The organism is Petrotoga olearia DSM 13574, assembly GCF_002895525.1.
Classification (GTDB): domain Bacteria; phylum Thermotogota; class Thermotogae; order Petrotogales; family Petrotogaceae; genus Petrotoga; species Petrotoga olearia.
Window position 1 is genome coordinate 212,501 of record NZ_AZRL01000003.1, and the last position, 18,896, is coordinate 231,396.

Below are 18,896 nucleotides of genomic sequence, written 5' to 3' on the forward strand. Positions count from 1 at the left end.
TTTTCTTTATCTCATTTAATACTTCCTGCAAAAATCTCACTCTATTTTCTCTTTTTCCACCGTACTCATCCGCCCGTTTGTTCGAAAGTGGTGATAAAAATTCATGAATAAGGTAACCATGTGCTGCATGTACCTCCACAGTATCGTATCCAGCTTTTACCGCTCTCATGGCAGCCTGGCCAAAAGCCTTTACAATATCCTTAATCTCTTCCTTAGTTAGCTCCGCTGGCACGGGATACTCCTCGCTCCAATCCATGACTGACGGGGCCACAATCGTCTCGCTCCTAACCTCGCATTTCCTACCTGCATGGGCCAACTGAACTCCTATTTTGCATCCTATTGAATGTACAAAATCCACCATTCTTTTCAGAGGCTCAACCTGACTGTCATCCCAGAGGCCTAAGTCTTTGGCAGTAATCCTGCCGCGCCTCTCAACGGCAGTAGCCTCCTGCATAATAAGACCGACGCCTCCCATCGCCCTAGTACTATAATGTACAAAGTGCCAGTCGGTTAACTTTCCGTCATCACTGGCGGAATACATGCACATAGGAGACATCATAATACGATTTTTAAATTCAAGTCCCTTTACCTTAAACGGTGTAAAAAGTTTACTCATGAAAAGCACCTCCAGATATATTGTACTCTTATTTGCCTATATTGTAAAATGATTCAGATAATAAATAAAAGAAGTGCAGCAAAACACTGTTTAAGTGTTGGCCACACTCCAGACTTTTTTGGATAAAAAATGAAAAAAGTTTCAAAAATTTTAAAGTGAATATGGGATTTTCCTATCCCAACGTATAAGGGAATGATGGGAGAGAAGCTACATGAGCTATTATAACCAGAACCAACACAATCACAAACATATACCACTTGGCATGAAACCTCCGCAGTACTCTTTTAACCTGCGGACTAACTTTGGTAAACCTCATGACAAAACCTGCAAACACCATCCATGCCATAACGGCTATAAGTATCCAGTGAAATATCGAAGCAAACTGTGCCAGCTTAACAGCATGAACCGCAACGGCTATAAATGCTGCTATATTACCGATATAATGCACATAATGCCACTTGTCACGCATATTATTAAGCCATTTCCATTGCGCCTTAGGAGCAATAATCTGCTGTATAAGGTGCAACAGAACATAAAGGTTTGCTAAGAAAAACAACGCTCCAGCTGCACTACCCAATGTCAGACCCAGTGATACATTAGCTGGTATTTCCTGACCCACGTCTAGACCTCCTTCCTATGGTATTTTATACCGCCTTTAGATACTACGAAACTTTCTTCAAAACATATTTTTATCCTTATCTGAAATGAGGAAGGCATTCATATCCTTCGCCTTTGGCTATCCACCACACCATATGGCAAGATGCTGTAGCAGAGCTACCCTAACTAAGTATATCCCATTTGTAGGGAAGATAGCGAAGTATTAGGCTTGTGAATAATCCTTTATAATTTTATTCTACTATTATTGATTATATTATAGCATAAAATAACCCTGTATAGAACACGTGTTAGATCATAATTAATTGTCATCGAAATAGTGTAATGGTTAGATAGGATTTATGTCTTTGAAAAAGATTTGCTTTTTATTATTTATATATACAGCTGTCACTGTAAAAGATCCTGCACTGGATTCTCCATATCGAATGCCTCCATTTTTTCCTTGTCTCCTTTCAAAAAGAGTCAAGGATATGATATCATTTCTTTGTAGAATTGTGCGAACAAATACTTTTAAAAAAGAGATTTTTGTTTTCATGGAGTTTGAGGAGGAATAGTATATGGCAAGGGTTACGGCAGTTAATATAAGCCAGGAGAAAGGAGTAATAAAGGAGCCGATACCTTTGGGGTATTTCAAGGAAAACCACGGTCTGATGGGAGATGCCCATGCTGGAGAATGGCATAGACAAGTGAGCCTCTTAGGCCAGGAAAGTATTGATAAGATTGCTGCACTGGGCATCGAAGGCCTTAGTGCGGGAAAATTTGCCGAGAACCTCACGACAGAGGGTATAGATTTATATAAATATCCCGTAGGGACAAGGCTCAGGATAGGCGAGGCAGTAATGGAAATCAGTCAGATAGGCAAAAAATGTCATACAAAATGTGCAATCTTTGAGCAGGTGGGTGTCTGCGCTATGCCCAGGGAAGGGGTGTTCACAAAGGTAATAAAGGGCGGATATATACGTCCCGGAGATGAGATAGAAGTCTTGGAATAATTCAAGGTCTTTTTTATGGCGGTTTCTCTGTTAAAATGAATTTAATCAATACTTCTGGCAGATTTTTAGTACCATTTTTAAGTTTCACATCCATACATATTATACGAGGGAGATTTTTATATGTTTAAAAAACAGAAGAAACAGGAACGGTTTGTCATTAAAGAAGAACAATCATTAGGATTAGGTGCTATTTATATCGTTGTTGATACTCAAACTGGAGTTAATTATTTAATGAATACTGGTATTGGGCCAAAGGGTATTACACCGTTATTAGATTCAGATGGTAAAGTAATTGTTGACAAGTTAGGAATAAAGCAATGACGCATATAGAGGCAGTCTGTCTGCTCCCACTTCTGGCGCCGAAACTTCGAGTCAAGTCCGTGGCATTGGTGTCAAGGATTGAGGAATAGAAGGATTGTAAATGACTCGTTAAGTTTGTTTATTTGCTTGTTTGCTTGTTTGTTTGTTGGATATATACGAAACTTGTATGTTTTTAACATCCTAATTCAATCATATAATTGTATACTATAATTATACCAAAACTTAAAACAGTTTTCACTTCTCCAATAAATTGGTGAGGTTTCCTGCTGGATTTTCATAAATCAACCTTTAATTTACGCATACTTGAACCAATCTTTTGTATTATTTGCAATCTTTACGAGCATCAACATAACAGGTACCTCAGTTAGAACACCCACTATGGTAGCAAGAGCGGCAGGACTTTGTGTACCGAAAAGAGAGATCGCCACAGCAACAGCAAGTTCAAAGAAATTTGACGCACCAATCATACTAGCTGGTGCTGCAATATCGTGCGGCAGTTTTAACGCCTTACTCGAAAAATAAGCGATGAAAAAAACAAGGAATGTTTGTATGATCAGAGGTATTGCAATCAAAATTATGTGTAGAGGGTTAGCAAGAATAACATCGCCCTGGAATGAAAAAATGATGACTAATGTTAAAAGAAGTCCAATGGTTGTGACATTTCCAAACTTCGGAATAAATTGGTTCTGAAGATATTCTAGACCATGCTTACGGGTGATATAGTTGCGAGTTATCACTCCACCTACAAGTGGAATGACAACGAACAAAACTACCGAGAGAATTAACGTGTCCCATGGAATAGATACTCCTCCTACACCAAGCAGAAATGCCACTATCGGAGTGAAGGCTACAAGGATAATCAAATCATTAGTTGCAACCTGCACAACAGTATATGCTGCATTGCCATTTGTTAGATGACTCCATACGAATACCATTGCAGTACATGGAGCAGCTCCCAAAAGTATAGCCCCTGCCAGATACTCCTTAGCTAGCTCTGGGGGGATAAGTGCTTTGAAAATCACAAAGAAAAACAACCAGGCGATTCCGAACATGGTAAAAGGCTTGATGAGCCAGTTTATCACCCATGTTACAAAAAGCCCTTTTGGATTTTTGCCCACGTTCTTAATACTTTGAAAATCGACCTTCAGCATCATGGGATAGATCATAAGCCAGATGAGTATGGCAATCGGTATGGATACATTGGCATACTCGAAGCGTCCGAGAAACGCAGGAATTCCAGGGAGGAATCTACCAATCAGTACACCTGCAATCATGCACAAGATAACCCACACTGTAAGATATTTTTCAAAAAAACTGATCCCTGTATTTTCGCTTTTTTTCATATAACCACCCTTCAAATTCTATTTGATTTTTTGCAAAATTTTTAGGACCACTACGACTTCTAAAAGCTCGCCATAATAGATGACATATCAGTCAAAACTGTGACTGCTCTTCTTTCAATAAAATAATATTAATATCAAATAATTTCAATGTGTTTTTCTGCTTTAAAGTTATCATTAGATGGTTTGGTTTTGCAGCATTTGTTTCCTTTTGCAATCGCTTTAGGGGTTGTTAACCTTTTGAGCAAAGTAGCGGCATACTCACTGCCCTTTTCACTAATTGTGTAGTACGTCCATTTCCCTTCCTTCCTACTCTCAACAACACCTGATTCAACCAGAATCTTCATATGGTAGGAAAGTCCCGACTGCCTCAAGTTCAGCTGTTCTTGCAAAACACATGCACACTTTTCACCGCTGCGAAGTAGTTGGAGTATTCGCAGACGTGTTTCATCGCAAAACGCTTTAAATACCTTTGCCTGTTCCTCATAAACAGTTGCCAAGATATCACCTCATATCAAAATTATTTGATATGATACTATTATATACATCATATCAAATTTTGTCAATGGGTCGCATTAGATAATATTACATGTCCGTGAAAAAGATTGGTTAGATCATAATTCGATGTCTTTGAAATGATATCATATCCTTGACTCTTTTGGAAGGAGGCAAGGAAAAAATGGAGGCATTCGATATGGAACTAACCAAAAGGTTGATAGAAAAATATTTGAAATCAAGTAAAAAAGAGAAGTCAGAGATTATTTCAAAGTATTGTGAGTTAACAAAAGTAAAAAGAGCTACAGCTGTAAAAAGGTTTGAAAGATATAAGAATAGGTATCTGTTTCAAGAAAGAGACACTCAAAAGAATTCAAAAAAGAGAAGAGGACCAAAGAAGAAGTATGAATCTATTCATGAAGTGGTATTGTGGAAATGTTGGGGATTATCTGGATGTGTTTGTGCTGAAAAACTTCATCCAATGTTGGAAGTATACATCGAGGAATTGAAAAAGAATAACAGATTTTCACTGTATGAACTTTCAAAGACAGAAAAAGCAAAGAAGGTATCCTTAGGTACATTGAAAAGAATGGTAAGTAAATTTCCTAAGGTATCCACAAAGAAGCATAAAGGTAATGCATTCATATATCAAAAGGTACCAATTTCAGCAAACTTTGGAAGATATGCCTTTGAAGAGGTAGGGTATGTTGAAGTTGATTTTGTAGAACATAACGGAGGATCGAGTGCAGGGCCCTTTGCTGTGACAGCTGTATATACGGATCTTTATTCACAATGGATATCAAGAGCTGCAGGGCTTGGTAAAAATCAAAGGAGCGTTGAGAAGATGGATCTTCTTGCTCATACAAAGCTGCCTGTTGACATTATACATTATCATCCTGATAACGATAAAACTATACTTAAAGTACTTTTTGAAAAGGTAAAAGGGAATAACGAAGTTAATCTTTCAAGAAGTAGGCCTTACAAGAAAAACGATAACGCTCACGTGGAACAAAAGAACGGAGATAAGGTAAGAAAATTGGTAGGGTATTTCAGGTATGAGAGTGAAGAAGAGGTAAGTCTGCTTAACGAGATTTACAGCAAAGCAGACTTACTAGATAACTTCTTCATAGCTAGCTTTAAACTAAAAAACAAAGTAAAGAACGACAAGGGTAAAACAGTAAAAAAAGAATACGAGAAACCTAAGACTCCATACCAAAGGTTGCTTGAAAGCAATACTGTTAGTGAAAAAACTAAATCTCAACTAAAGAAAACATACGAAAGTTTAAACATGGTACAATTAAGAGAAGAAACACCCCAAAGGGGGTTCAAGGAAATAAACGTTCTTGTGGATAAATTATACAACATTCAACTAACAAAAAGCAAATCAAGTTCAAAGACATAAATACTATCTAACCAATACCCTATTTCGATGACACTTAATTATGATCTAACACGACCCAAGATGGATCGATAACGATTATTTCATCGCCTGGGTTTGTTATCAATAAAAGTGCGTTGAATAATGATTGTTTTCCACCATTAGTTACTATAATATTGTTCTCTTTGTAATTAGTTGAGTATTTTTTGTTTGTATATTGAGCTATCTTTTGTCTGAGTTCTTTTATTCCCTTGTTGTCTGTGTATTTGGTTTTTCCTTCTTTCATAGCTTGGTAAGCTGCGTTAATTATAGGCTCAGGAGTGTCAAAATCAGGTTCTCCTGCCGTTAACCTGACAATTTCGTATCCTTTGTTTTGTAGTTCTATGGCTTTTGAGTTTAATTCAATAGTTGCGGATGGTTGTACTGACTCTATTTTAGTAGAAAAGTTCATGGAATCACTCCTTTTTAATTGATGGAAGTTTAATAGCGCCCTTTCACCCCGCTCCCCCTTACCTCAGTTTTTTTCTAAAATGCCAACGTTTTCGATATGGTATGAGTGTGGAAACATATCAAAAGGTTGGACCGATTTTAAAGTGAATCCATTTTTTGTAAAAAGGTTGATATCTCTTGCAAAAGTTGAAGGATCACAGGATATATAGATAATCCCTTTTTTCACCATAGAAGAAAGTAGTTGTATCTCCTTTTTTTCCAATCCTTTTCTTGGGGGATCCAAGATGACAAAGTCAAATCTTTTACTGGAATTTTTCATGAGGTATGGTTTTGAGCTTGCTAGAATGAAGTTAACGTTTTTAATAAAATTTATATGTGAATTAGCAATTGCCGCTTTAACTGAAACTTTGGAGGTTTCAACTGATTCTATATGTTTAAAGAGCGGTGAAAAGTATATCGAAAAGAGGCCAACACCAGAGTATAAGTCTAACATAGTGGCGTCTTTTGGTGTGTTACTTTTGAAATATTCTAAAATGTGTCTTAATAGTTTTTGTGTAACGTTGTAGTTGTTTTGAAAAAAAGAGGTTGGCGGAATTTGAAATTTGAAATCATCAAACTCCTCATTTAATACTCCCTCACCAAGAAGGGTTTTGTAAGGGCCTCTTAGTACAACGCTATCGGAGCTGTTCATCAGATGAATCAATGAATAAGGGTGGAAATTTTGTTGAAAATATTGCTTTATCTCTTCTTCGTGAGGCAAATATTCTGTGTTGGTAACTATTATTATCATCGTTTGATTTTTGGAAAATGATTTTCGGATGACTAAATGTTTCAAGATACCTTTTTTTGCTTTTTTGTCGTATATTTCGATATCCAATTTATTGACTATTTCTTTGAATCTATTTCTTATGTTATCAAATAAGTTAGGTGAGATTGGGCATGAGTAGATATCAAGAACTTTATTTGAATTGGCTCTATTTAAGCCCAATTTTAGATTGTTATTTTCCTGAAAGGTGTATTCCATTCTGTTTCGGTAACCCCAGATTAAATCGCTTTCGATTATGTCGTTAACAACAGAACTATCTAACTTACCGATTCTTTCTAACTGTTCTTTTACTATCTCTGTTTTTGATTTTAGTTGGGATTTATAATCGTAATCGAGCCATTGACAGCCTCCACACTCAGGGAAGTGCTTGCATTTGGAGGATATCCTTTGATGGGATGGTTGTAGAATTTCTTTAAGATCTGCGAATACTAAATTATTATTCGTTCTTGTTGGAATAACCGAGACAAATTCTCCAGGGTAAACGTTGTTTACCATGTAGATTTTATCAGCATAACGTGCCATGCCGTATCCACCGTAGACTAACTTTTCGATGACGATTTTTACTTCTTCTTTATCATTATCCATCTAAATGCCTCCAAGATGTGGAATTATTGTCTTTATTAGCGCCCCTTCCCCCGCACCCCGCCCATAAGGAATTAGGAACGGCTTATCCCTGCTCCCCACCCATTTAAGATTTTGCTACCAAAGAATTGAAGTGTTCGCCTCTTTCTTCATAATTTTTGTATTTATCAAAGCTTGCTCCCGCTGGTGAAAATACCACATTGTCTCCTACTTCACATATTTCACTTAGGTATAAGAATACTTCTTCTAAATTATTTTTGAAGATGAATTTGTGATTCAAGGTGTATTTTTTGACTTCTTTTTCCATTTCTCCAAAAACTAATACGACTTTGGAATTTGTTTTGATTTCTTCGATTAATGGAGTTAAGTCTTCGTTTTTAGGTATTCCACTTAGAATTGCTATGTAACTTTTCCCTCTGAAACTTTTGTAGGCGTTGTAAGCGGAGTGAACGTTGGTTGCTTTTGAATCGTTGTAATAATTGACTCCGTTTATACTTTTTATCAGTTCCAACCTATACTTTAGTGGTTTGAAGGAGTTTATTGCTTGTTCTATAACTTTTTCAGAGATTCCCAAATTTAACGCTGTTACTGCTGATGCCAAGATGTCTTCTTTGAAGATGTCCAGTTCAAACATTTTGTTGCTGACTTGTATTTTTTTGTTTTTGTATTTAATGTAATTACCTTCAATCATGTTTTTAGAAAAAGTTATAAACTTTTCACTTGATTGGTAATCTTTGAGATTTAAAAGATTGACAGAATCTTCGTTGATAATGGTTACTCCTCCTGATTTGAGGGTTCTTAACAATAATTTAGCTTTGGTTTCGTAGTAATCATTCAAGTCGTTGTGCCAGTTTAGATGATCTGGTGCCAGGTTTGTTAGTACGGATATTTCAGGGGAAAACCATTTTGACCAGAATATTTGAAAAGAACTAACTTCAACTACGTAGTAGTTTAGAGCTTCTGATGATTGTGCTAAGGGTAATCCAATATTACCCCCTACAAAGGTTAAAGGTTCTGCAACTTTTAATATATGTCCTATTAAAGATGTGGTAGTTGATTTTCCGTCGGTTCCTGTTATTCCAATAAAAACAGCTTGTTTGTTTACTTTTTTTATAATTTCCCATGAGTACTCTAATTCTGTAGTGTAATCGATCTTGTTTTCAAATATTATTTTAGCTGCCTTACTGTTTGGGGGAATCCCGGGGCTTACAATAGCTAAATCACAGTTTTTTAAAAAGTCGTTGTGGTCTGTTTCATATTTGATGTTGTTTTTCTTAAAGTATATTTCATCGGTTTTAGTAAAATCTTTGTCTTGGCTAACAAAGATTTCGTGATTACTTTTTAAAAGCTTTGTCAGTAACTCATTGTTACTTTTTCCGTATCCTACAAGGCATATTTTCACAGTACTCCTCCCAGTGCGACTATTCCAGTTAATATGTTTATAGTCCAGAATATTAGAACAATCCGTTCTTCGCTCCATTTTTTTAGTTCAAAATGATGATGAATTGGTGCCATTAAAAAGACTCTTTTTTTTCGTACTTTGAAACTCCCCACTTGTATTATAACGCTAAACATCTCTGAAATAAATATAAAACAGGTTAAAATGGTGAAAAGTTCAAGGGAATAATATAATGCTAAAGAACCTAATATCCCACCTAATGCTAAAGATCCAGTATCTCCCATGAATATTTTTGCTGGTTTTATATTGTAGAAGAGATACGCTATTACAGGTAAAATTAATAAAGGGATGTGATTAAAATTAATACCTGCTATAAGTGCTGTGAATACTGCTGATATTACATAAGTTCCTCCAGAGAGCCCGTCTATCCCGTCGGTTAAATTTGTTGCATTGGACATACCTGTTAGGTATATTATCCCCCACACAGGATAGAAAAATTTTAGGTCTAAGCTTTTAGTTGTGAATGGTATTTTCAATGTTGAATGGTTGTTAAATATTGATATTAGATATACTATAACGATTGAGAATAGGAATTGGAGTAACAATTTTTGTATGGCTGTTAATCCTGTTGAATCTTTCTTTTTTATACTTAGATAGTCATCCAGAAATCCTATAAATCCAAAGAGTAAAGAGGCAACTCCAATTATCAGAAATAAATCTTCTTTCTGAATGAAGTAGGTGAGTAAACTTAGAAAAAAAATAGCAAGAATGAATAAAATTCCCCCCATTGTTGGGGTTCCTTGTTTGTAATTATGAAGATCTGGTCCTTCTTTTCTGATATACTGCCCAAATTGCCTCTTTTTTAGCCATTTTATAAATATGGGGTAGAGAAAAAGTAAGAAAATAAAAGTTATTAATGTGATATAAAATATCAATCTTTCCAAATTAAGTCACTTTCCTTTAGATATTTGTTTATTCCAGTAGTGTTAGATCCTTTTATATAGATCACTCCTTTGGTGGTGTTTGATATTATTTCATCAATTTTTTTTAGCTCTTTAAAGAAGGTAACTTTATCATTTGATAGATAGGTGAAATTTTCTTGAGGATCGTAGAAATAAATCCGATCAAAAATATTTAAGGCTTCTGTTATAACTTTGATGTGGTATTCTTCGCTGTATTTTCCTAATTCTTTTATTTCTCCCATTATGATAATTTTAGGAGAAAGATTCCACTTTTTTATGCTGTTAAAAGCACTTTTAAAAGATTCGTAGGATGCGTTGTAAGAGTCGTTTACTATTAAAAGATTCCCACGTTTTATGGTTTGAAAACGATCTTGAGGGATGTTGATGTTAAATAAATAGTATGGATCAACTGGTAAATCGATGAATCTCAAAAGCAGCAATCCTGAGAGTAAGTCTAATATCTGACCTTCACTCCAATAATGGTTCAGCGTTACCATCAAATCTTCCTGTAGAATTCTAGCGTAAAAGGTCGTTGTGTGGTTTTCATTGTACTCGAAGCTTTTTAAAACGGCATCGTTTTCATCTTTTGTTCCAAAGGTTAGTTGGTTCAGATGTTTCGGTGCCAATTCTTTTAATAATGAGTAGTCTCCATTGATTATTAAAACTCCTTTATCCATGTTGCTTGTTATTTTCATTTTTTCTTCAGCTACCGTTTCTAAAGAGTCTAGAAATTCCAAATGTGAAGCCCCTACGTTCGTGATAATGGCAACATCTAAATTAAAATATCTTGATAAAAATTCAAGGTCTCCCTTTTTTCTAAGACCTTCTTCTAGTATGACGGTTTCTTCGTTGTTATAGTTGTTCAAAATCGATAAGGGTATTCCTATTTCCGTATTCAAATTCATCTCGTTTCTAAAAGTTTTGAAATAAGCTAACAACAAATAATACAAGCATTCTTTCGTGGTGGTTTTTCCAGTGGATCCGGTTATTCCAATCTTTAATTTGGCGTTTTCATTGATCAATGTTGAGGCAGAGATGAGCATTTCTTCTAGGACGCTGTTGACTTTGATTATTTTTTCTTTTGGAAAGTCAACAACATCTTTTTCAACAATTACGTAAGACGCTCCGTTTTTCAATGCGTCGTTTATAAATAGGTGTCCGTCGGTTTTCTCACCTTTTAAACATAAAAATACGTCACCTTCATTCACTTTTCGAGAGTCAATTTGAAAATTGTGGCCTTTATATTTTAAACGTTCCAACATTACCTTCCCGAACTCCTTTTGATTTTGTCAATTAGTTTTTTTGTTACTTCGTAATCGTTGAACTTAACCTTTTTTCCATTGGCGAAGAGTTGATATTTTTCATGGCCTCTTCCCGCTATGATTACTATGTCCCCTTTGTTGGCAAATCTTAGGGCTGTATCTATGGCGGTTTCTCTATCGGGTATAACGATGAAATGTTTATCTTGGTCTATACCTTTTGATACGTCTTCTATTATTTGGTCAGGGTCTTCATCTTTTGGATCATCGTTGGTGAGAACTATAACGTCCGAATGTTCACTTACAACTTGTCCCATTAACTTTCGTTTCCCCTTGTCTGCGTTTCCTCCAGCTCCAAATACTGTGATTATCCTACCTTCAGTTATTGATGAAGCGGTTTTTAATACTTCGTTGAGTGCATCGGGGGTGTGTGCAAAATCGATAACTGCAAAGAAACCTAGCGATTTGCTGCCTGGAACAATTTGGAACCTTCCAGGAACTCCTTTAAATGTGAAAATGGAATAGATGATTTCCTCAGGAGCCAATCCGAAGAGGGTTGCTATTACAAAAGCGTTTGTTATATTGTAAACGTTGAACTTCCCTATCATGGGGGAGCGTATTTCAAAACTTTTGTTTTCCTTTGTTGTTATAGTGAATTTCATTTGTTGAAGTGTTTGTTCGTAGTTATCTATCACAAAGTCTGCATTTTTATCGAATCCGTAGGTTATAATTTCTTTCCCACTTTTTAAGAAGTCCTCTTTGTTCAACCTGTCCAGGTTTATTATTATTGTTCCTTCATCTTTTAAATAGTTCATCAGGGACAATTTTATATTTTTGTATTCTTCAAAATCTTTATGATAGTCCAGATGGTCCCTTGTTATGTTTGTGTAAGATATGATATCGTATTTAAAACCTTGGATTCTTCTTTGATCTATCGCATGAGAGGATACTTCAATGTTTATAAATTCAATATTATTTTCTTTGCTTTTTTTTAATATTTTTGCCAGCTCTAAGATACTAGGAGTAGTGTTGTAAGGTTCGTCAATTAATTCGTCGTTTATTTTAATCCCTACGGTACTTATTAGAGTGGAATTTTTATCTAGTTTTTGTAAGATGTGATGAACTAACGATACCGTTGTAGATTTGCCATTGGTGCCTGTTACTCCCAGTATTTTAAAATCATCTAGCGAGATGTCGTATAATTTGTGAGTTAAGTCTGCAGCGGCCTTTTTAATATCCTCTACAATTATATACTGGAGAGAATCGATATTTGGGATCTTTTCTTCGTCTTGAGCGATTATTAAAGAAGCACCTTTATTAAATGCAGAAATGATATAATCATGGCCATCGAAACGGGAACCTTTGAAGGCGATGAAAATATCGTCTTTTTCAACATTTTCGCTGTTGTCTTTGATATCTGCTATGTTCAATATCTCGTTTGTTATTACATGCTTTTTTATATTACCGTTTAAAAATTGTATTATTTTTTTTGAAGGGATTTTCATTAATTCTGCCTCCTAAATAATTGCTTTTCTAGCCACTCATCTTAAGGAAGGGACTTGCGCGCAGCCGCCCCTAAGGATAAAGGGACTTTGGATCCTTCCCCACCCAAAAATAGTTGTTACAATGTGGTAAATTAATATATTTGACATTGTATATAAGACCTGGTATTATATAATTAGCACTTAATATGTGGGAGTGATAAAATGTCTAAGGTGCTACAAGATAGACAAAAAGAAATTCTAAAAACCATTGTTGAATTATACATAAAAAACGAAAAACCGGTCAGCTCAGATGAGGTTTTAGAAAATTCGAATATAAAAGCTAGTAGTGCTACTATCAGGAACGATATGCAAAAACTCCAAAAATTAGGATACATTTATCAACAACACTCTAGCGGTGGAAGAATTCCTACTGATCCCGCTTTAAAGATCTATTTTCAAATGATAAAAGACGCCTACAACCAAGAGGATACGCACCTTGAAATCCCAAAAAAATACAAGTTTTATGATTTGAATCTTATGTTTCAAAGTTTGAGTGAATTGCTAGCAAATGCCTTGGAGGGTTTGGTCATCTTTGAGTATCCTAATCCAAAGTATGTTTATATTACAAGGGTAACAGTTACCCCCTTGATGGAGACAAATAACGTCATTACTATTTTAACAAATTTAGGCCTTGCTGTATCCAGGACGGTTGAAATATATGGTCTGCCGCCTTCAGCGGAATTGGAAAATATTCTTAATAACGGTCTTGTTGGCAAATCTTTTCATTCACTTTTCATGTTTCTTTCAGCTCCAAAGTTTGAAACGGAGGATCTAAGGGTTACTAATTTCATAGAGATTTTAGGAAATCTAACATCTGAGTTCAACAGAAAAAAATACATTGTAAGTGGTCTTGAAAAAGTCATCTCTAAATCTATTCCAGACTTAGAAACTATCGAAACGTTGGCTTCTATGGTTGAAAATGATACAATCAAAGAAGGCATATTTAAACTTTTAGGTTTCACCGATGATATAGAAATATTATTTGGTGAAGATTTAAACTCTAAAGCGTTAAAAAAGATGGTATTTTTCTATACTACTTACAAATTAAATGCTGACCCCCTTGGGAGGGTACTTTTTATAACTCAAAAATACTGTAATTATGAAAAAATCTACTTTTTTTTGAGAGAGTATATTTCTAGATTCTCAGAGATTATATCAAAAAATTTGTGAAATTAGTATATAATTTTGTTTATAGATTTAAAAGATAAAAGGTTTTAAAAGGGTTCCAGCTCGAAACTCTCTATGGGCGGGCTGGGGGGTGAAGGGGCGCTATATAAAAGGTTTCATAGTTTCCAAAGATAGTAAACAAGTTTTTAGGAGGTGTTTTTTTGAAATGGAAGAAAGAAAAAAAACTGAAGAAATAACAGAACAAGAGGAACAACAAGAAATAAAAGAAAAAGAATCCAATCAAGAAGATATCGAACAGTTGAAAAATAAAGTAGAGAAATTAGAAAAAGAAAACAAAGAGCTAAAAAACGAGTTAAAAAAGCTGGAAAAAGAAAAAGATGAATTTAAAGAGTATTCTATACATCTCAAAACTAAATTTGAAGATTACAAAGATTTAGTAGAAAAAGAAAAAAAGCAGATAAAATTAAGCACTACAAAGATGATAATAGAAAAACTACTCGTCCCATTTGAAAAGTTGAAACTTTCTTTGAATTACAAAGATGAACCTGAATTTGTTTCAGCGGTTGAGATGGTTTACAAAGATATGTTGAAAGTCTTTGACTCCTTGAAAATGAAGTTTATCATTCCTCAAAAAGGAGATCAATTCGATCCGTTTGAACATGATGTTGTAGACAAGTATGAGACAAAAGAAGTGAATGAATACTGTGTATACGGTGTTCAATCCATAGGATACAAATTGGAAGCCGAAGTAATTAAACCTGCAAGGGTTATAGTGGCGGTAAAACCGAAGGAGGACGCCCCGAACGGGGTCAAGGAAAAAGTTGAAGATAAGAAAATCCCTTGCGACGAAAATACTTGTTCCGAGAAACAAACTGTGGAAGGGATCGACTCAAAAGAAGGTGACAAATAATTATGGCTGAAAGAAAAGATTATTACAAAATCTTAGGAGTAGATAGAAATGCTTCACAGGAAGAGATAAAAAAAGCGTATAGACAAAAAGTTAAAGAATGGCATCCTGATAGACACATTGAAAATAAAGAAGAAGCCGAGCGCAAATTTAAAGAGATTCAGGAAGCTTATGAAGTTTTAAGTGATCCACAAAAAAGGAAAGTTTACGATAGATTCGGTTTTGTACCAGAAGAAGGAACCGCCTATACTGGACAAAGAAGTGCAGGTGGCGGTATAGGTGATATTTTTGGAGATATTTTTGGAGAAGATTTTGGTGGAGGCACCGTCTCAGACTTTTTCGATATGTTCTTTGGTACTGAAGGAAGTAGAGGTAGATCCTCCTCGAGACAGCGAAATGTAGTCAAAGAACGCGGCGAGGATATTAATGTAGTAATCAGTTTAAAATTAGAAGAAATTATGTATGATGTTAAGAAAATTGTTGAATACAACAGATATGAAGAATGTCATCATTGTCATGGTACTGGAGCGGAAAACGGCACAAGTTTTGAAACTTGCCCAAGGTGTAACGGTAGAGGGGTAATAAGAGAGGAGCAAAGGAGTTTTTTTGGAAGCTTTGTAAGGACATATGCATGTCCAAGGTGTAACGGAGAAGGTAGAATAATCAGTCGTAGATGTTCTTACTGTGGAGGTAGTGGAAAAGTTTTGAAAAAAGAAAGGATTGAAGTTACGATACCTGCTGGCGTGCCAAATAGCTATACCATGAGGATAAAAGGAAAAGGCAATGCGGGCAAGAACGGAGGCCCAAACGGTGATTTAATTGTTCAAGTAAGAGTTCTTCCTCATGAAAAGTTTATCAGAAAAGGGGCAGATTTAGAAACAGAAATCACGATAAATTATCTGAAAGCAGTTTTGGGAGGAACCGTCAAGATTCCTACATTGGAAGGAGATTTCGAAGAAGAGTTACCAGAAGGAACTAACCCTGGAACAATTTTAAGGTTTAAAAATATGGGACTTCCAGAATTTGGTGGAGGCAAAAGAGGAGATTTATATGTCAAAATAAACGTGAAAATCAATAAGCCATCGAGAAAAGAAAAGAAGATCCTTAGTCAACTTTTGGAAGAAACAAATGTTGAATAATTCACCTTGGGGTGATATAGGTTGAAATTTAACATCTCCATTCAAAAAATAGATGTCAAAGATTATATTATTATTACGTTGGGGACTTTGATAACCGCCTTGGGATTGGTTCTGTTTATGATCCCTTACAATATTATTGCCGGAGGAGTTAGTGGGCTAGCCATAATATTAAACAATTTTTTCGGTTGGTGGGTAGGAATACAAATGTTTGCTTATAATTTGATCTTGTTCACTTTAGGGTTTTGGTTGCTTGGAATAGGTTTTGGAATAAAGAGTATATACTCGGCAGCTCTACTATCCTTTTCCACTGATTTTTTTCAACATGGTTTAGGATTGGATCAACTTATTCCTTCGTTGATGGCAGAAACAGGCAATGCAGGTTTAGAAATGACTTTATTGGCTGCATTTTATGGGGCTTTAATAGCTGGATTTGGCATGGGTTTAGTTATATGGAAAGGCGCAACAACCGGTGGAACGGATATAATCGCAATGATTTTCAACAAGTTTTTTTCTTTAAGCGTAGGTACAGGCCTTATGATTGCTGATACCGTTATAACAGCTTCTTCCATATTAATTAATCCTTTATTACCAATGTATGGAATAATAGCGATTTTTGTAACTGCAAAGACTATAGATGGGGTGATAGAAGGATTTGAATCGACAAGAACGATTTTGGTTATAAGTGATCATTATGATAAAATTAAAGAGGACATATATAGCAAATTAGATAGAGGAGTTACCTTTTTAAAGGGAGTAGGTAGTTACACAAATCAAGAAAAAAATATAGTAATGGTCACTATTTCAAGGTCAGAGATAGGTTTGCTTAAGAACATTATAAAAGAGAGAGATAGCAACGCATTCATGGTTATATTGCCAAATAGTGAAGCCATTGGATATGGTTTCAAAAAAATATCTTAGTAAGGAGATGATGGATAGTGGATGACCCCGGTGGTTTGTGGGGCTCATTAGTTTTATTGATTGTTCTTTTATTTCTTTCAGGATTTTTTTCTGGGTCTGAAACTGCTTTGACTACAATAGGGAAATATAGGATAAAAGAACTGATCGATGAAGAAAAAGACGATAAAAAAAGGAAAAAATACCAACATTTTGTTGAAAACCCAAATCATTATTTAACTACTATATTAGTAATGAACAATCTTGTGAATATCTTGGCCACATCTACGGCAACGGTTTTTGCAGTAAGATTAATGCCATCTTCACAAAGTGGTGCTGTTGGTTTAGTAACGGCTATTATGACCCTATTGATATTGATTTTTGGAGAGATTACACCCAAGGTATACGCTAGAGAAAATAGAGAAAAATATTTTAGTTTTGCCTTTTTCACAATCAATTTTCTAAATCAACTTTTAACACCCGTTGTGTGGTTGCTTGTAAACCTTTCAAACGTGTTTATCAGCCTTTTTGGTGGTGAGACCATTACCAATGCTCCACCACTAATCACAGAGGACGAAATAATTTCTTACTTAGACATAGGGCATGAAGAAGGGGTAATTGAGAAGAGTGAAAAGTACCTAATGCAAAGAAGTTTAGAGATGAAGGATACCTCAGTCAGAGAAATTATGACTCCAAGGGTTGATATATCTGCGATTGAAGACATAAAAACTATGGAAGAATTGATAAAGATAATAAATGAAGAAGGATACTCTAGGATACCTGTTTTCAAGGAAACGTTGGATAATGTTATTGGAATAGTCTACGCAAAAGATATTTTCAAAAAACTCGAAGAGGTAAGAGATTTTAGCAAACTGCAAAAATTAAGAGTTGTGGAGATTATGCATAAACCATTTTTTGTTCCCATAACGATGAAAATAAGGGATGTTTTTAGGATGTTTTTAAATAATCATACACATATGGCTATAGTAGTTGATGAATATGGAGGAACAGCCGGATTAGTTACTTTAGAAGATATAATAGAAGAGATGACTGGAGAAATTTTTGATGAGTATGATGACTTTACCGATGAAACCAATATTACAAGGGTAGCAGAAAATGTTATACTAGTGGATGGCACAACACCAATAAATGACGTTGAAAGAGAGTTGGATATAGAATTTCCCGAAACTGAGTTTGAAACCATAGGTGGTTTCTTACTTGAAAGGTTTCAAAGGTTCCCTAAACCCGGCGAGATATATTTTCTAGAAAATTATGAATTCGAAGTGATTTCTGTAACCATCAATAAGATCGATAAAGTTAAAATAACTGTACATCCAAAAATGCAAACAGACAACCAAGAAGGGGCTGAGAAAGATGAAGGATAAAACAATAGTTGAAACGTTGTATGAAGAAGCTATGAAAACAAGAGAAAATGCATATACTCCTTATTCTAATTTTAAAGTAGGTGCAAGTTTGTTATCGGATAACGGGGAAATATTTTCAGGTTGTAATGTGGAAAATGCTTCGTATGGATTATCTCTCTGTGCTGAAAGGAACACAATATTTTCCGCAGTTGCCAGGGGCGAACGTAAATTCAAAGCTATGTTAATCGTTGCAGAAGGTGAGGCACCTGTAAAACCATGTGGGGCATGTAGACAAGTAATGGCTGAGTTCGGGGATTTCGACGTATATTTAGCAAATACGAAGGGAAAAATAGAAAAAACGAAGGTAAGTGAGTTGCTACCAAATGCCTTTAGCCCGAAGGATCTGTGAAATATCTGAAAATTTGTTGAATGGGCAGGTAGCGGGGCGAAGGGGTTAAAGATCCCTTTATCCTCTAGGGTGGGGAGCGGGCAAAAGGGGCGCTAATAAAGACTAAGCACAACGTAGAAAAAAGTTCGTCTTTTTTCAAAAATAAGATTTTGATTTTAAAAAGGTTACAGGGCGGAGCCCTCCCCCCGGTTGGGTTAGGGACCGCAGGTCCCTCCTTAGAAGGGTGGGCTGCTGGGCGAAGGGGAGCTAAATCCGGTTTCAGAGTTTCTAAAAACA

The 18,896-nt window shown here is 35.5% G+C and carries 20 protein-coding genes (1 of these 20 cut by a window edge); 9 read left to right on the plus strand and 11 right to left on the minus strand.

Annotation, left to right across the window (positions count from 1 at the left end):
• Both namA and X929_RS09785 read right to left on the minus strand, forming a co-directional pair.
• Nucleotides 1-616 carry the 5' portion of an NADPH dehydrogenase NamA gene (namA, locus tag X929_RS01450; protein WP_103066270.1) on the minus strand. It extends 407 nt beyond the left edge of the window, so only the first 616 of its 1,023 coding nucleotides appear in the window; the start codon lies at nt 614-616; its stop codon lies beyond the left edge, outside the window.
• A 172-nt stretch (nt 617-788) separates the two neighbouring features.
• Complete coding sequence (locus X929_RS09785; RefSeq protein WP_245858616.1) at nt 789-1,064, minus strand: hypothetical protein; 276 nt, start codon at nt 1,062-1,064, stop codon at nt 789-791.
• Nucleotides 1,065-1,788: 724 nt separating this feature from the next.
• Here X929_RS09785 and X929_RS01460 point away from each other — a divergent pair.
• Nucleotides 1,789-2,223 (plus strand): MOSC domain-containing protein, encoded by a 435-nt coding sequence (locus X929_RS01460; RefSeq protein WP_103066272.1) that lies wholly within the window; start codon nt 1,789-1,791, stop codon nt 2,221-2,223.
• Nucleotides 2,224-2,343: 120 nt separating this feature from the next.
• Nucleotides 2,344-2,544 carry a DUF6440 family protein gene (locus X929_RS01465; protein ID WP_103064580.1) on the plus strand — a complete coding sequence of 67 codons (201 nt, stop codon included), beginning with the start codon at nt 2,344-2,346 and terminating at the stop codon, nt 2,542-2,544.
• Between the two features lie 71 nt (nt 2,545-2,615).
• Here the strand turns inward: X929_RS01465 and X929_RS09960 are convergent, their stop codons facing one another.
• From X929_RS09960 to X929_RS01480, 3 genes are all read right to left on the minus strand, one after another.
• The gene (locus X929_RS09960; RefSeq protein WP_103066273.1) at nt 2,616-2,723 is read right to left on the minus strand and encodes a helix-turn-helix domain-containing protein; all 108 of its coding nucleotides are present in this window, start codon (nt 2,721-2,723) and stop codon (nt 2,616-2,618) included.
• 114 nt (nt 2,724-2,837) lie between these two features.
• The gene (gene arsB / locus X929_RS01475; RefSeq protein WP_103066274.1) at nt 2,838-3,887 is read right to left on the minus strand and encodes an ACR3 family arsenite efflux transporter; all 1,050 of its coding nucleotides are present in this window, start codon (nt 3,885-3,887) and stop codon (nt 2,838-2,840) included.
• Between the two features lie 134 nt (nt 3,888-4,021).
• Nucleotides 4,022-4,384, minus strand: coding sequence for an ArsR/SmtB family transcription factor (locus X929_RS01480; RefSeq protein WP_103066275.1), 363 nt, complete (start codon nt 4,382-4,384; stop codon nt 4,022-4,024).
• Between the two features lie 179 nt (nt 4,385-4,563).
• On the opposite strand from X929_RS01480, the gene X929_RS01485 reads away from it, so the two are divergent.
• Entirely contained in the window at nt 4,564-5,781 is a 1,218-nt protein-coding gene (locus X929_RS01485) for a hypothetical protein (RefSeq protein WP_103066276.1), read from the plus strand.
• Between the two features lie 34 nt (nt 5,782-5,815).
• Here the strand turns inward: X929_RS01485 and X929_RS01490 are convergent, their stop codons facing one another.
• The 6 genes from X929_RS01490 to X929_RS01515 all read right to left on the minus strand — a co-directional run bounded on the left by X929_RS01490 (nt 5,816) and on the right by X929_RS01515 (nt 12,740).
• Nucleotides 5,816-6,208 carry an aminotransferase class I/II-fold pyridoxal phosphate-dependent enzyme gene (locus X929_RS01490; protein ID WP_245858617.1) on the minus strand — a complete coding sequence of 131 codons (393 nt, stop codon included), beginning with the start codon at nt 6,206-6,208 and terminating at the stop codon, nt 5,816-5,818.
• A 63-nt stretch (nt 6,209-6,271) separates the two neighbouring features.
• The gene (gene rlmD / locus X929_RS01495) at nt 6,272-7,618 is read right to left on the minus strand and encodes a 23S rRNA (uracil(1939)-C(5))-methyltransferase RlmD (RefSeq protein WP_103066277.1); all 1,347 of its coding nucleotides are present in this window, start codon (nt 7,616-7,618) and stop codon (nt 6,272-6,274) included.
• Between the two features lie 103 nt (nt 7,619-7,721).
• On the minus strand, nt 7,722-9,017 hold the full coding sequence (gene murD / locus X929_RS01500; protein WP_169924907.1) for a UDP-N-acetylmuramoyl-L-alanine--D-glutamate ligase: 1,296 nt from the start codon (nt 9,015-9,017) through the stop codon (nt 7,722-7,724).
• Complete coding sequence (gene mraY / locus X929_RS01505; RefSeq protein WP_103066279.1) at nt 9,014-9,958, minus strand: phospho-N-acetylmuramoyl-pentapeptide-transferase; 945 nt, start codon at nt 9,956-9,958, stop codon at nt 9,014-9,016. The genes murD and mraY overlap by 4 nt, the downstream gene beginning before the upstream one ends.
• Complete coding sequence (murF, locus tag X929_RS01510; RefSeq protein WP_103066280.1) at nt 9,946-11,238, minus strand: UDP-N-acetylmuramoyl-tripeptide--D-alanyl-D-alanine ligase; 1,293 nt, start codon at nt 11,236-11,238, stop codon at nt 9,946-9,948. Before murF ends, mraY begins: the two co-directional genes overlap by 13 nt.
• Nucleotides 11,238-12,740 (minus strand): UDP-N-acetylmuramoyl-L-alanyl-D-glutamate--2,6-diaminopimelate ligase, encoded by a 1,503-nt coding sequence (locus tag X929_RS01515; RefSeq protein ID WP_103066281.1) that lies wholly within the window; start codon nt 12,738-12,740, stop codon nt 11,238-11,240. Before X929_RS01515 ends, murF begins: the two co-directional genes overlap by 1 nt.
• Nucleotides 12,741-12,941: 201 nt before the next feature.
• On the opposite strand from X929_RS01515, the gene X929_RS01520 reads away from it, so the two are divergent.
• The 6 genes from X929_RS01520 to X929_RS01545 all read left to right on the plus strand — a co-directional run bounded on the left by X929_RS01520 (nt 12,942) and on the right by X929_RS01545 (nt 18,620).
• Nucleotides 12,942-13,949 (plus strand): HTH domain-containing protein, encoded by a 1,008-nt coding sequence (locus X929_RS01520; RefSeq protein ID WP_103066282.1) that lies wholly within the window; start codon nt 12,942-12,944, stop codon nt 13,947-13,949.
• Nucleotides 13,950-14,112: 163 nt separating this feature from the next.
• Nucleotides 14,113-14,817 carry a nucleotide exchange factor GrpE gene (locus X929_RS01525; RefSeq protein WP_103066283.1) on the plus strand — a complete coding sequence of 235 codons (705 nt, stop codon included), beginning with the start codon at nt 14,113-14,115 and terminating at the stop codon, nt 14,815-14,817.
• Nucleotides 14,817-15,953 (plus strand): molecular chaperone DnaJ, encoded by a 1,137-nt coding sequence (gene dnaJ, locus X929_RS01530; RefSeq protein WP_342749834.1) that lies wholly within the window; start codon nt 14,817-14,819, stop codon nt 15,951-15,953. Before X929_RS01525 ends, dnaJ begins: the two co-directional genes overlap by 1 nt.
• Nucleotides 15,954-15,974: 21 nt before the next feature.
• A complete protein-coding gene (locus tag X929_RS01535; RefSeq protein WP_103066285.1) occupies nt 15,975-16,871 on the plus strand; it encodes a YitT family protein in 897 nt (298 codons plus the stop codon).
• Between the two features lie 17 nt (nt 16,872-16,888).
• Nucleotides 16,889-18,232: a hemolysin family protein gene (locus X929_RS01540; protein ID WP_103066286.1), complete on the plus strand. Its 1,344-nt coding sequence runs from the start codon at nt 16,889-16,891 to the stop codon at nt 18,230-18,232.
• A complete protein-coding gene (locus X929_RS01545) occupies nt 18,222-18,620 on the plus strand; it encodes a cytidine deaminase (RefSeq protein ID WP_103066287.1) in 399 nt (132 codons plus the stop codon). Before X929_RS01540 ends, X929_RS01545 begins: the two co-directional genes overlap by 11 nt.
• The last annotated feature ends 276 nt before the right edge of the window (nt 18,621-18,896 follow it).